We start from the raw sequence: 13,568 nt of genomic DNA, 5'->3' as shown, positions 1-13,568 counted from the left end.
GCACCGCATCCACGTCCGGAGGACCTCTCGTGAACGCACTGCCCACCGCCCCGTTCACCGCGTCCCTGCCGCGCATCCAGGGCGCGGACGCGACTCCTCCGGTGGTCGACCAGCTGCGCATCCCCCACGAGGCCGTGATCTTCGACATGGACGGGGTCGTCACCGACACCGCCGCCGTGCACGCGGCGGCCTGGAAGACCCTCTTCGACGCGATCCTCGCCGACGACCGGCTCGAGCCGGCCGAGGCCGGCAGCACGGTGGACCGGAGGCCCTTCGACGCCGACGCGGACTACCGCCACTACGTGGACGGCCGGCGGCGCGAGGACGGGATCCGGTCGCTGCTCGCCGCCCGGGGCGCGCGCCTGCCGGAGGGCGACGAGACGCCGGGGGCGTGGACCGTGCAGGGGCAGGCGGTGCTGAAGAACAGCTACTTCCAGGACGCCCTGCAGGAGCAGGGCGTGCGGGTCTTCGAGCGGACCGTGGCGCTCATCGAGCGGCTGCGCACGGCCGGGGTGCCGGTGGGCCTGGTGACCGCGAGCCGCAACAGCGTGCCCGTGCTGGCGGCCGCCGGGCTGCAGGACTCCTTCGACATCATCGTGGACGGCCACTTCGCCGCCGAGCACGGCCTGCCCGGCAAGCCGGCGCCCGACACCTTCCTGACCTGCGCGGCGATGCTCGGGGTGAACCCGGCCCGCTCCGTGGTGATCGAGGACGCCGTGTCCGGCGTCCAGGCCGCGTCCGCCGGCGGTTTCGGCCTGGTGGTGGGCATCCGCCGCCACGGCGAGCGCAACGACCTGTACCGGGCCGGGGCCACGGTGGTGCTCAACGACGTCGGCGAGCTCGACCTCGGGGCGCGCCGCGACGACCCCTGGAAGCTGGTCTTCGAGGGCTTCGACCCGGCCAACGAGGCCCGGCGGGAGACCCTGCTGACGCTGGCGAACGGGTACATGGGCGTGCGCGGCTCCGCCTGCGAGTTCCCCGACAACGGCGTGCACTACCCCGGCAACTACCTGGCCGGGATCTTCAACCGGGTGGTGAGCCACCTGAGCGGCCGCGACGTCGAGCACGAGTCCATGGTCAACGCCCCGAACTGGACCCACCTGGACCTGCGGGTCTCCGGCGGGGACTGGTGGTCGGAGGGCGGGCTGGTCCCGTCCGAGGAGCGCACCGAGCTGGACCTGCGCCGCGGGCTGCTCGTCCGGTCCCTGGTCCTCACCGACCTCAACGGCGACCGGGGCGAGGACGGGGCCCCCGCCCGGCTGGAGATCGTCCAGCGCCGCCTCGTGTCGCTGCGCCACCGCCACCTCGGCGCCCAGGAGACCACGGTGACCGCCCGGGGGTTCTCCGGGCGGCTGCACCTGCGCACGGGCATCGACCCGAGCGTGCGCAACAACGGCGTCGCGGAGTACCAGGACCTCAACGACCACCACCTCGTGGACCTCGAGTCGACGTCCCTGCCCGACGACCACGAGACCCTGCTCTCCCACGTGCGCACCACGCAGTCCAAGATCGAGATCACCACCGCCCAGCGCACCACCATCGAGGGCGGCCAGAACGTCCGCGAGCGCCGCGAGATCCGTCCCGGCGGCACGGAGTTCCGCCGCCACCAGGTCAACATCTCCGACGGTCGTCCGGTGATCATCGACTCGACCACGGCGGTGGTCACGAGCCGCGACGCGGCGATCGGCTCGCCCCGCGAGGGCGCCCTCGCGGAGCTGGACCGCAACCCCAGCGGCGTCCGGGGCCTGCTGCCCTCGCACGAGATCGAGTGGTCGTTGCTGTGGGACCGCTTCGACGTGGACGTGTGCCCGGACCCCGAGGACGGCACCGCGGAGCTGGGGCTGACCCAGCTGGCCCTGCGCGTGCACCTGTTCCACGTGGCCCAGACGCTGGCGCCCCACATGTCCCTGCGGGACGCCGGGGTGCCGGCCCGCGGGCTGCACGGCGAGGGCTACCGGGGGCACATCTTCTGGGACGAGCTCTACATCCTGCCGGTCGTCAACCTGCACCAGCCGCAGGTGACGCGCGCGCTGCTGTCCTACCGCTGGCGCCGGCTGCCCATGGCCAAGCACCGGGCCACCGAGTTCGGGCTCGAGGGCGCGGCGTTCCCGTGGCAGTCCGGTTCGGACGGCCGGGAGGAGACCCCGCCGGAGCTGTTCAACCACCACTCCAACCGGTGGCTGCCGGACAACTCGTGGCGCCAGTTCCACGTGGGCCTCGCGATCGCCTACAACGCCTGGATCTACTACGAGACCACCGGCGACCTGGACTGGCTGGCCGGCCAGGGCTCGGAGCTGATCATCGGGATCACCCGCCTGTTCGCGTCCCTCACCGACTACGACCCCGCGGACGGCCGCTACCACATCGCCGGCGTCATGGGACCGGACGAGTACCACGACGGCCCCCGGGGCCAGCACGGCGGCGGGCTGAAGGACAACGCCTACACGAACGTGCTGGCGGCCTGGCTGTTCCGGCACAGCGCGCACATCTTCCACGACATGGTGGAGCACCAGCGCGAGGAGCTCTCGGCCCGCTTCGACCTCTCGGCCGAGGAGGTCGGGACCTGGCAGCAGATGGCCGAGCGGATGTTCGTGCCGTTCAACGCGGACGGCACCATCAGCCAGTTCCACGGCTACGACGACCTCGACGAGCTGGACTGGGAGTACTACCGGACCAAGTACCGCAACATCGGCCGCCTCGACCTCCTGCTGGAGAACGAGGGCGACATGACCAACAACTACAAGCTGGCCAAGCAGGCCGACACGATCATGCTGGTCTACCTCTTCGGTCCCGACGGTCTCGTCGAGGAGCTCGGCCGGATGGGCTACGAGGTGGACCACGCCGCCATCGAGCGCACCGTCGACTTCTACATCGCGCGGTCCTCGCACGGGTCCTCCCTCTCCCGGGTGGTCAACGCCTCGGTGCTCGCGTGGCTGCACCCGGACCGGTCCTGGTCCTCGTTCCAGGACGCCCTGCTGGTGGACCTGGACGACACCCAGGGCGGGACCACGGGCGAGGGCATCCACCTGGGCGCCATGGCCGGCTCGGTCGACGTCGTGACCCGCGCCTACGCGGGGCTGCGCGTGCGGGGCGGATGGCTCGAGTTCGACCCGTCCCTGCCCAGCCAGCTGGAGTCGGTCTCGTTCACCGTGCTCTACCGCGGTCAGGTGATCCGGGTCTGCATCGACCACCACGTCCTGGAGCTCGAGGGCTCCTCCCGCCGCGCGCAGGACGTGACGATCCACGTGCACGGCGCGGAGTACGTGCTCAAGGGCGGGCAGAAGATCCGGGTGGCCCTCCAGCACGGTCTGCGGCGCTCGGCGCGGCCGGCCGTGACCCGGCAGGGCGTCTGAGCCGCGGGGTGCGGTCCCGCCGCTAGGCTGGGCCAATGGCACACCCGACGACGCCCGGCCTGGTCCTCCCGTACGACGGGCACGAGCCCCGGATCGACCCCACGGCCTTCGTGGCCCCGACCGCCGCGGTCGTGGGCGACGTGGAGCTGGGCCCCGGCTCCGGGGTGTTCTACGGCGCCGTGGTGCGCGGGGACCGCTCCCCCGTGCGGCTGGGCGCGCGCTCCAACCTGCAGGACAACGTGGTGGTCCACACCGATCCGGGCCACCCGTGCACGATCGGCGCGGACGTGAGCGTGGGCCACGGCGCCGTGGTGCACGGCTGCACCGTGCAGGACGAGGTCCTGATCGGGATGAACGCGACCGTCCTGAACGGCGCGGTGATCGGCACCGGCTCGCTGGTGGCCGCGGGCGCGGTCGTCCTGGAGGACACCGTGGTCCCGCCCCGGTCCCTCGTGGCCGGGGTGCCGGCCAGGGTCCGGCGCGAGCTGACCCCGGACGAGCAGGAGTCGGTGCGGGCCAACGCGCGGACCTACGTGCAGCTCTCGGCCGAGCACCGCCGGCTCACGGCCTGAGCCGGCACGGGCCGGGGACGCGGACCGCGCCCGGCGGCCGTGACAGGTCACCTCACCCGGTCACCGCGTCCGGTCGCCGCGTCCGGTCACTGCGCCGCGAGGGTGCGGGCATAGTCCAGGTAGGCGGCGTGATCGAAGCCGGGCAGCAGGCACGACTGCACCACCCAGCCCTGCAGCACCGAGAGGATGGCCTGGGCAAACATCGCGGCCCAGTCCCGGGCCGCGACCGGGTCGAGCCCCAGCTCCTCGACCGCCCACCGCCCGTAGCGCTCCTCCACCCGGTCCCGCACGAGCCCCAGGTGCTCGCCGGCCAGCGCGGCCAGATCGGGGTCGCTCACCGCCCCGCCCCACGTGATGAGCAGGAGCCGGGTGCTGCCGTGATCCGCGGCCAGACGCTCGAGCAGCCCCTCGACCCACGCCGCGGGGTCGGTGCCGCGCTCCTCCTCGGCGGCCGCCAGGACCCGGTCCAGCGCGGCGCGCGCGGTGGCGGCCACCAGCTCCTGCTTGCTCGGGAAGTGGTTGTACAGTGCCCCCGCGCTGAGCCCGGTGGCGGCGATGATGCGGTGCATCGACGCCCCGTCGAAGCCGTGCTCGAGGAAGCACTCGGCGGCCGCGGCCACGATCTCGCGGCGGCGCTCGTCCTTGTACTGCTGGCTCACCCGGGGCACGCCCCCATCCTAGGCCACGGGCCGCGCCCAGAACGGTCGTTCGATCGGCGCCCCGGCCCGGCGACACGGCCGGCCCGGCAGCACGACAGGCCCGCCGGCACGACCGGCCCGGCAGCACGGCAGCGGCCCGGCAGCACGCCAGGCCCGCCGGCACGACCGGACCGGCGTGGCAGAATGCGCCCATGCCCGCCCAGACGCTCAGCCCCTTCGTCCACGCCTCCCTCGACGCCGCCCACCTGGACGACCCCGGCACCGCGACGGGCCGCACGCTCGGCTGGGGCGTGGTCAGCACTGCGGACATCGCGGAGAAGGTGGTCCCGGACATCGCGGCGCTGCCCGACGCCCGGCTCGTGGCCGTGAGCTCCCGGGACCAGGAGCGCGCCCAGGACTTCGCCCGGCGGCACGGGGTGGAGCGGGCCTACGGCAGCACGGCCACGACCACCGGCCTGGACCGTCTCGCGGCCGACCCGGAGGTGGAGATCGTCTACGTGGCCACCCCGCACGGCTACCACCACCGGGACGTCTCGGCGCTGCTGCGGGCGGGCAAGCACGTGGTGTGCGAGAAGGCGCTCGCCATGACCGCGGCGGAGGTGCGGGACCTCGTCCGCATGGCCCGCGAGCACGGCGTCTTCCTGATGGAGGCGGTCTGGACCCGCGCGACCCCCGGCTTCCGCACCGCGATGCGCTGGGTGCGGGAGGGCCGGCTGGGCCGCGTGCGCTCGGTCGAGGGGTCCATCGGCATGCACCGGGCCCTGGACCCGGAGCACCGGCTGTTCCGGCGGGCCGACGGCGGCGGGGTCCTGCTCGACATGATGGTCTACCCCCTGACCTGGACCTCGGCCGTGCTGGGGGCCCCGGAGCGCTGGAGCGCCCGCGCCGAGCTCGGCGCCACGGACGTGGACGTGGACACCGCCCTGACCCTGGACTACGGGCACGGCCGGGCCCACGTGAGCGGCACCCTCTCCGCCACGGTCCCCCACCAGGTGACGATCAGCGGCACGGAGGGCTGGCTGCGCGTCGACGGCCGGATCAACTGCCCCACCACCCTGGTGCTCCAGACCGCCGCGGGCGCCCGCGGCGGGGCCGCGCCCGTGGTGGAGCACGTGGACGTGCCGGGCGCGGGGTACGTCGGCGAGATGCGCGAGGCCACGCGCTGCGTGCAGCAGGGCCTGCTCGAGTCCCCGGTCGTCCCGTGGGCCGACTCCCTCGAGCTCGCGGAGCTCTTCGACCGGGTGCGGGAGCGGATCGGCGTGCGCTATCCCCACGACGCCCGCTGACGGGCGGTTCGCCCTGGGCGATGCGCCCGCAGAGCTGTTGAAGACACCCGGACACGGACCTATCATGGAACACAGTTGAGTTGATCGGACTCAACTAAATGTCGGAGACATTGCTCATCTGTTGAGGAGATGATTGGCGTGGCCACCATGTTCACCCCGTTCAACGATTTCGACCGTCTCGCCGCCTCGCTGTTCGCCCGCCAGGGCCTGCGCGAGATGCCCATGGACCTGTACCGGGACGGCGACCAGTACATCCTGCGGGCGGACCTGCCCGGCATCGACCCCGAGAGCGTCGACGTCGACGTCGACGGCCAGCTGCTGACCATCCGGGCCGAGCGCAAGCTGCCCGAGGTCCAGGACGTGCAGTGGATCACCCGGGAGCGGCAGAGCTCCTCGTTCGTGCGCCAGCTCAACCTGGGCCAGGGCATCGACATCCAGGGCATCGCCGCGAACTACGACAACGGCGTGCTCACGGTGACGATCCCCGTCTCCGCGCAGGCCAAGCCGCGCAAGATCCAGGTGGTCTCCGGCCAGGGCGATCAGCAGGCCCTGGGCGAGGGCCGGGAGGGCTCCGGCGACCGCGTGATCGGCGAGGGCGAGCTCGTCAACGGGACCGACTCCACCCAGTCCACGGAGGGCTGAGGCCGACGGGCCACCGCCCGCCGGCAGGCCACGGCACCGGGCCCGCTCCCGCCCCGGGAGCGGGCCCGCCGTCGTGCCCGGCCCGCCCCCGGCCACCGCCCCGACAGCGGGCGGGCCACCGCCTCGGGTATCTTGGCACCAGGAAGCACCACCACCGATCCGACGACATCCTGGGAGACTGCCCGCACATGGCCAAGATCATCTACACCCGCACCGACGAGGCGCCCCTGCTCGCCACCTACTCGTTCAAGCCGATCATCGAGGCCTACGCCTCGACCGCCGGCGTCGAGGTGGAGACCCGCGACATCTCCCTCGCCGGGCGCATCCTCGCCGCGTTCGAGGACCGCCTGCCCGAGGACCAGCGGGTGGCCGACGCCCTCGCGGAGCTCGGGGAGCTGGCCAAGAAGCCCGAGGCCAACATCATCAAGCTGCCCAACATCTCCGCCTCCGTCCCGCAGCTCAAGGCCGCGGTGAAGGAGCTGCAGGAGCAGGGCGTGGACCTCCCGGACTACCCGGACGAGCCGCGCTCCGAGGAGGAGAAGGACACCCGGGCCCGCTACGACAAGGTCAAGGGCTCGGCGGTCAACCCCGTGCTGCGCGAGGGCAACTCGGACCGCCGCGCCCCCGCCTCCGTGAAGAACTACGTCCGCAAGAACCCGCACCGCATGGGCGAGTGGACCTCGGAGTCGCGGACCAACGTCGCCACGATGGGCCGGGACGACTTCCGCGACAACGAGAAGTCCGTGGTCATGGAGGACGACGACGTCCTGACGATCCGGCTGGTCGGCGAGGACGGCACCACCACGGTGCTCAAGGAGTCCGTGCCCGTGCTGGCCGGCGAGGTCGTCGACGGCACCGTGATGCGTGCCGCGGCCCTGGACGCGTTCCTCGCGGAGCAGGTCGAGCGCGCCAAGCGGGAGGACGTGCTGTTCTCGGTGCACCTGAAGGCCACCATGATGAAGGTCTCCGACCCCATCATCTTCGGCCACGTCATCGAGGCGTTCTTCCCCGAGCTCTTCGCCGCCCACGGCGCGGCCCTCGAGGAGGCCGGGCTGAGCTCCGACAACGGGCTCGCCGCGATCCTCAACGGCCTCGACGCCCTGCCGGCCGACGTGCGCGACGACGTGCGGGCCGCGATCGACAAGGGTCTCGCCGAGGGCCCGAAGCTCGCCATGGTGAACTCCGACAAGGGCATCACCAACCTGCACGTGCCCTCCGACGTCATCGTCGACGCCTCGATGCCCGCCATGATCCGCACCTCGGGGCACATGTGGGGCCCCGAGGGCGAGGAGGCCGACACCCTCGCGGTGCTGCCGGACAGCTCCTACGCCGGGGTCTACCAGGTGGTCATCGACGACTGCCGCGCCCACGGCGCGTTCGACCCGACCACGATGGGCTCGGTGCCGAACGTGGGCCTCATGGCGATGAAGGCCGAGGAGTACGGCTCCCACGACAAGACCTTCGAGATCCCCGCCGCGGGCACCGTCCAGGTCGTCGACTCCTCGGGCACCGTGCTCATCGAGCACGAGGTCTCCCCCGGCGACATCTGGCGCGCGTGCCAGACCAAGGACGTCGCCATCCGGGACTGGGTCAAGCTCGCCGTGACGCGCGCCCGGGCCTCCGCCACGCCGGCCGTGTTCTGGCTGGACCGCACCCGCGCCCACGACACCAACCTCATCGCCAAGGTCGAGGAGTACCTCACCGAGCACGACACCGAGGGGCTGCAGATCGAGATCATGTCCCCCGAGGAGGCCACCGCGTTCTCGATCGAGCGGATCCGCCGCGGCGAGGACACCATCTCGGTCACCGGCAACGTGCTGCGCGACTACCTGACGGACCTGTTCCCGATCCTGGAGCTGGGCACCTCCGCGAAGATGCTCTCGGTGGTCCCCCTCATCAACGGCGGCGGGCTGTTCGAGACGGGCGCCGGCGGGTCCGCGCCGAAGCACGTCCAGCAGCTGGTCGAGGAGAACCACCTGCGCTGGGACAGCCTGGGCGAGTTCCTCGCCCTCGCCGCGAGCCTCGACCACCTGGCCACCACGGCGGACAACGAGCGCGCCCGGATCCTCGGCGAGACCCTCGACCGGGCCACGGGCACGTTCCTGGAGGAGAACAAGTCCCCCAGCCGCAAGGTCGGCGAGATCGACAACCGCGGCAGCCACTTCTACCTGGCCCTGTACTGGGCCCAGGAGCTGGCGCGCCAGGACGAGGACACCGAGCTCGCCCAGGCCTTCGCCTCCGTGGCGGAGCAGCTGGCCGAGAACGAGGACGCCATCAACGAGGAGCTGCTCTCGGTGCAGGGCCGGCCCGCCGACATCGGCGGCTACTACCGCCCGGACGACGCCAAGACGTTCTCGGTGATGCGCCCCTCGGAGACCTTCAACCGGGTCCTCTCCTCGCTCAGCGCGTGAGCTGAGCGGATGCGCTGCGCGGGCCGATCGCTCGGGCAGCGGACACGGCAGCGGCCGCACCCCCTCCGGGGGGTGCGGCCGCTGCCGTGTGCCGGGCGGCTGCGCCGGTGCGCTGACTCGGTGCGCCGAGACGGTGCGCCGGGCCGCCGCAGAGGCGGGTCAGTGGAAGAAGTGCCGCGCCCCGGTGACGTACATCGTCACGCCGGCGGCCTCGGCCGCGGCCACGACCTCCTCGTCCCGGATGGAGCCGCCGGGCTGGACCACGGCCCGCACCCCGGCGTCCAGGAGCACCTGCAGACCGTCCGGGAACGGGAAGAACGCGTCCGAGGCCGCGACGGCGCCGCGCGCACGCTCGGCGCCGTCCGCGCCGAGGGCGTTGGCCCGCTCCACGGACAGGCGGCAGGAGTCCACGCGGTTGACCTGCCCCATGCCGATGCCCACGGACGCGCCGTGGTCGGCGAGCAGGATCGCGTTGGACTTCACGGCGCGCAGGGCCTTCCACGCGAAGGCGAGGTCGGCGAGGGTCTGCTCGTCCGCCGGGGCGCCGGCCGCGAGGGTCCACCCGGCGGGGTCGTCGCCGGGGGCGTCGAGGCGGTCCGAGACCTGCAGCAGCGCGCCGCCGGAGACCTGGCGGTACTCGAGGACGTCGCGCTCGAAGCCCTCGGGCAGCTCGAGCAGGCGGATGTTCTTCTTGGCCTGCAGGATCTCCAGGGCCTCGGGCTCGTAGCCGGGGGCCACGACGACCTCGGTGAAGATGTCCCGCACGGTCTCGGCCATGGCCCGGGTCACGGTCCGGTTGGCGGCGATCACGCCGCCGTAGGCGGAGAGCGGGTCGCACGCGTGGGCCTTGCGGTGGGCGTCGGCGATCGGGTCCTCCGCGCCGGGAGTCGCCACGGCCAGGCCGCACGGGTTGTTGTGCTTGACGACCGCCACGGCCGGCTCGTCGAAGTCGTAGGCGGCGCGCAGCGCGGCGTCGGCGTCCACGTAGTTGTTGTAGGACATCTCCTTGCCGTGCAGCTGGTCGGCCTGGGCGATGCCGGGGGTCGCGGCCTCGTCCACGTAGAGCGCGCCCTTCTGGTGCGGGTTCTCGCCGTAGCGCAGCGCGGCCGAGCGCTGCAGGGCCAGGCCGGCGTAGGGGGGCCAGAAGTTGGCGTCCTCGTCCCGCTCGAACTGCTGCGCCGTCCAGGTCGCCACCGCGGTGTCGTAGGCCGCGGTGTGCGCGAACGCCGCGGCGGCCAGCCGGCGGCGGGCCCGCAGGTCGAAGCCGCCCGAGGCCGCGGCCTCGACGACCTCGTCGTAGCCGGCCGGATCCACGACCACGGACACGGCCGCGTGGTTCTTCGCGGCGGCCCGGACCATCGAGGGCCCGCCGATGTCGATCTGCTCGACGACCTCGTCCTGGCCCGCACCGGAGCGCACGGTGTCCACGAACGGGTACAGGTTCACGACCACCAGGTCGAACGGCTCGATCTCCAGCTGCGCGAGCTGGTCCATGTGCTCCGGCTTCCGGCGGTCCGCGAGGATCCCCGCGTGCACCCGCGGGTGGAGGGTCTTGACCCGTCCCTCCAGGCACTCCTGGAAACCGGTGACGTCCGCGACCTCCGTGACCGGCACGCCCAGGGCCGCGATCCGCTGAGCGGTCGAACCGGTGGAGACGATCGCGACGCCGGCCCGGTGCAGCCCCGTGGCGAGGCCCTCCAGCCCGGTCTTGTCGTAGACGGACACCAGCGCCCTCTTGATGGGCACGCGGTCAAGCTGGGTGGGGCTCACGGGGTCTCCAAGCGTTTCGGGGTCGGGGTGGACGGCGGGATCCGCCGGGACCATTTTACGGACCCGCGCCCGCCCCGCTCACCGGGCGTCGTGCAGGGCCGCCCGCCGGGCCGTGGCCCCGAGCGTCCGCACCAGCAGCTCGCGCTCGGCGGCCTTGATCCGCTCGTGCAGCGAGGCCTCGGTGTCCTCCTCCTCCACGGGCACCGCGGCCTGCGCCAGGATCGGACCGGCGTCGACGTCGGCGACGACCTCGTGGACCGTGACGCCGGTGACCTTCACGCCGTGGGCGAGGGCGTCCCGCACCGCGTGCGCCCCGGGGAAGGAGGGCAGCAGGGACGGGTGGGTGTTGATGATCCGCCCCGCGAACGCCTCGACGAACGCCGGGTCCACGATCCGCATGAAGCCCGCGAAGAGGACGCGGTCGGGCTGCCGGGCGGCCACCGCCTCCTGGAGGGCGCGGTTCCACCGCGTCCGGTCCGGGTGGTCGCCGGGCCGGACGAGGAACGTCTCGATCCCGGCCTGCCGGGCCCGCTCGAGGCCGGTGCAGGGCTTGTCCGCGCCCACCGCGGCGATCTCCACGTCGATCCGGCCCTCCCGGACGGCGTCGAGGACCGCCTGCAGATTGGTGCCGGAGCCGGAGACCATGACCACGATGCGCATGCCGTCGAGTCTAGTCGGGCGGTCGGTGGCCGGTGCCCGGGGTGCCCTAGAGTGAAGGGCATGACCCCTCCCCGCCCGAGCCCCGAGGCAGCCCCCGCGGACGCACGACGCGCCGCCGCGACCCGCACGGCAGGAGGCGGGCTGGTGTGCGCGGCCGTCTCCCTCGTGCTCGTCGGGGCCGGACTGTGGCCCACCGTGGCGGGAGTGGTGCTGGCGGCCGCCGGGATCGGGCTGGGCATCGCGGCCCTCGTGCGCTCCCGCGGGACGGACCGTCGCCGGCTGCTGGTGCTGAGCGCGGTCGCCGCGATCGTGCTGGGCGCGCTGAGCCTGCTCGCCGGCGGTGCCCGGCTCGCCCTGTGGCCGGTGGCCGAGGCCTACCAGGAGTGCGTCGCCGGGACCCTCACCCTGTCCGGGGCGGCGCAGTGCCAGCAGGAGCTCGAGGACGGGATCTGGAGCTACCTCTCCGGCGGCCCGGCCGCTCCGGCGTCCGAGGGCGCGGGCGCCTCGGCCGCGTCCACGTCGAACGCCTCGGCGGACCCGGCCCGTCCCTGATCCGCCTCCGGGCCCGCTCCCGCGCGCCCGGAGGCGTCCCGCAGCCCGTCGTCCCGGCCGGCCTCGCCCCGGCCGGTGTCGTCCCGGCCGCCCCCGTTCCGCCGGGTGCCGTCGCGCCCAGGACCGGTGTCCTCAGTGTCGACGGTGTCGTCGGTGTCCGGCACCGTGCGGGGGCTCCGCCGGCCGGCCGAGCGCATCGCGCGCCGTGCCGCGGCCTCCGCCCGGCGCCGCCGCCGGGCCTCGCGCCGGCCGGCCCGGGAGCCGTCCTCGCCGGACTCCGCGCCGCGGAGCGGTGCGAAGGGCGGCTCGTGCTCGAGCCACGGTCCCAGCACGCAGCCCACCGCCGCCCCGACGGCCACCTCGGCGCCGAACAGGAGCAGGACGGCGGGGCCGTCGGGTCCCACGTCCGTGAGCCGGCCGAGCCCCAGCGAACCGTGTGCCAGCCAGCTCAGCAGCATGATCAGCACGCCGGCGACCGCGCCGACGAGGACCCCGGTCAGCAGCGTCGAGAGCGGGAACGTGATCCAGCGGGCGGGCAGCCGCAGCGCCATCCAGTCGTCCAGGTGGTTCTCCCCCTCCCGCAGGAACCACCAGCCGGCGAGGACGCCGGCCAGCACCGGCAGGACGACCACCACGAGCGCCCAGGACGGCAGCTCCGCGGGCGGCAGCGCCGCCAGGGCGGGGAGCAGCGGCACGGGCCCGGGGTCGGTGCCCAGCGGGGAGGCGTGGGTCCCGGAGCCGAGGTCGAAGCCCGCGCCCGTGGACCAGGCCAGGGCGTAGACCGCGAGGTTGGGCAGGTAGCCGAGCTGGAGCGCCGTCAGCGCGGTGTCCCCCGGCACCCCGGTGCCCAGCCGCTGGTAGACGCCCACCACGTCGTTCCAGTTCCAGAGCAGGGCGGCGGCGAGCAGTGCCGCCCCGGCCCCGACCCCGGCCACGGCCGCGACGAAGCCGGCGCGCAGCACCGACCACACGTAGGACCCGGCCCAGCGGGAGTACTGGCTCGTGCGCTCGACCCACGCGGCGGCGTTGACGCCGATCAGCCCGGGCAGGGAGCGGGAGGCCCGGTACGCGCCCACGAACCCGCCCAGGGCCACGGGCACCAGCGGGAAGACGGCCGCCGCCGCCGGGCTCGCCGAGACCTGCTCCCCGGTGAACAGCAGCGCGGCCGCCGCCCCGATCGCGGAGTAGACGGCGAGGCCGCTGAGGTACGGCTGCCAGAACTGGCCCTCCCAGCAGGCGCGCGCCAGCCGGCGCCCTGCCTGCCAGGCGAGCGCGAACGGGACGAGGGTCAGCCCCAGCGGCACGAGGTTGAGCGTGCCGGTGGTGGCGGGCAGCCCCGCGCCCGGGTCGAGCGCCACCTGCAGGGGCGTGAGGTGGGCGAGCAGCCAGACGTGCCCCGAGAGCACGAACCCGCCGGCCAGGCCGAGGGTGTCGAAGCCGTCGGCGAGCCACACCATGAGGACGGTCAGCAGGACGAGCAGGTAGGACACCACGGCCACGGAGCCGATTTCCAGCACGCCCTGCAGCCACAGGGGCATCGGCACGTCCCTGCGGTCGGGGCGTGCGGCGGGGGAAGAGGAGCCGAGGGAGTTCATCACCGCCCATCTTCCCACGCCCGCCCCCCTGGCAGAGGCTTCACGGCGCCTTCACCGGGGGGCCACGC

The 13,568-nt window shown here is 73.6% G+C and carries 10 protein-coding genes; 6 read left to right on the top strand and 4 right to left on the bottom strand.

The features are described 5' to 3' along the window. The first annotated feature begins 29 nt into the window (after positions 1–29). Both QYM41_RS04510 and QYM41_RS04505 read left to right on the top strand, forming a co-directional pair. On the top strand, positions 30–3,353 hold the full coding sequence (locus QYM41_RS04510) for a beta-phosphoglucomutase family hydrolase (protein WP_368798547.1): 3,324 nt from the start codon (positions 30–32) through the stop codon (positions 3,351–3,353). Positions 3,354–3,388: 35 nt separating this feature from the next. After that, positions 3,389–3,925: a gamma carbonic anhydrase family protein gene (locus tag QYM41_RS04505; protein ID WP_368798546.1), complete on the top strand. Its 537-nt coding sequence runs from the start codon at positions 3,389–3,391 to the stop codon at positions 3,923–3,925. Positions 3,926–4,011: 86 nt separating this feature from the next. Here QYM41_RS04505 and QYM41_RS04500 read toward each other — a convergent pair whose 3' ends face one another. Continuing rightward, positions 4,012–4,593 (bottom strand): TetR/AcrR family transcriptional regulator, encoded by a 582-nt coding sequence (locus tag QYM41_RS04500; protein ID WP_368798545.1) that lies wholly within the window; start codon positions 4,591–4,593, stop codon positions 4,012–4,014. A gap of 182 nt (positions 4,594–4,775) precedes the next feature. Here QYM41_RS04500 and QYM41_RS04495 point away from each other — a divergent pair, with 182 nt between their 5' ends. The 3 genes from QYM41_RS04495 (at position 4,776) to QYM41_RS04485 (ending at position 8,923) form a co-directional block, all read left to right on the top strand. Beyond that, positions 4,776–5,870 carry a Gfo/Idh/MocA family protein gene (locus QYM41_RS04495; RefSeq protein ID WP_368798544.1) on the top strand — a complete coding sequence of 365 codons (1,095 nt, stop codon included), beginning with the start codon at positions 4,776–4,778 and terminating at the stop codon, positions 5,868–5,870. A gap of 129 nt (positions 5,871–5,999) precedes the next feature. Beyond that, complete coding sequence (locus QYM41_RS04490) at positions 6,000–6,512, top strand: Hsp20/alpha crystallin family protein (RefSeq protein WP_438612546.1); 513 nt, start codon at positions 6,000–6,002, stop codon at positions 6,510–6,512. 188 nt (positions 6,513–6,700) lie between these two features. Beyond that, positions 6,701–8,923 (top strand): NADP-dependent isocitrate dehydrogenase, encoded by a 2,223-nt coding sequence (locus tag QYM41_RS04485; RefSeq protein ID WP_368798542.1) that lies wholly within the window; start codon positions 6,701–6,703, stop codon positions 8,921–8,923. 159 nt (positions 8,924–9,082) lie between these two features. Here QYM41_RS04485 and purH read toward each other — a convergent pair whose 3' ends face one another. Together purH and purN are read right to left on the bottom strand one after the other, a co-directional pair. Next, a complete protein-coding gene (gene purH / locus QYM41_RS04480; RefSeq protein ID WP_368798541.1) occupies positions 9,083–10,693 on the bottom strand; it encodes a bifunctional phosphoribosylaminoimidazolecarboxamide formyltransferase/IMP cyclohydrolase in 1,611 nt (536 codons plus the stop codon). 78 nt (positions 10,694–10,771) lie between these two features. Continuing rightward, positions 10,772–11,353: a phosphoribosylglycinamide formyltransferase gene (gene purN / locus QYM41_RS04475; RefSeq protein WP_368798540.1), complete on the bottom strand. Its 582-nt coding sequence runs from the start codon at positions 11,351–11,353 to the stop codon at positions 10,772–10,774. 60 nt (positions 11,354–11,413) lie between these two features. Between purN and QYM41_RS04470 the strand changes: the two genes are divergently transcribed. Beyond that, the gene (locus tag QYM41_RS04470; protein WP_368798539.1) at positions 11,414–11,905 is read left to right on the top strand and encodes a hypothetical protein; all 492 of its coding nucleotides are present in this window, start codon (positions 11,414–11,416) and stop codon (positions 11,903–11,905) included. On the opposite strand, the gene QYM41_RS04465 is transcribed toward QYM41_RS04470, so the two are convergent. Then, complete coding sequence (locus QYM41_RS04465; RefSeq protein WP_368798538.1) at positions 11,809–13,443, bottom strand: cell division protein PerM; 1,635 nt, start codon at positions 13,441–13,443, stop codon at positions 11,809–11,811. The two genes, QYM41_RS04470 and QYM41_RS04465, sit on opposite strands and share 97 nt — an antisense overlap. Positions 13,444–13,568: the final 125 nt, after the last annotated feature.

The organism is Kocuria oxytropis (assembly GCF_040981195.1).
GTDB lineage: Bacteria > Actinomycetota > Actinomycetes > Actinomycetales > Micrococcaceae > Kocuria > Kocuria oxytropis.
This window is presented reverse-complemented; position numbering and strand designations above follow the sequence as displayed.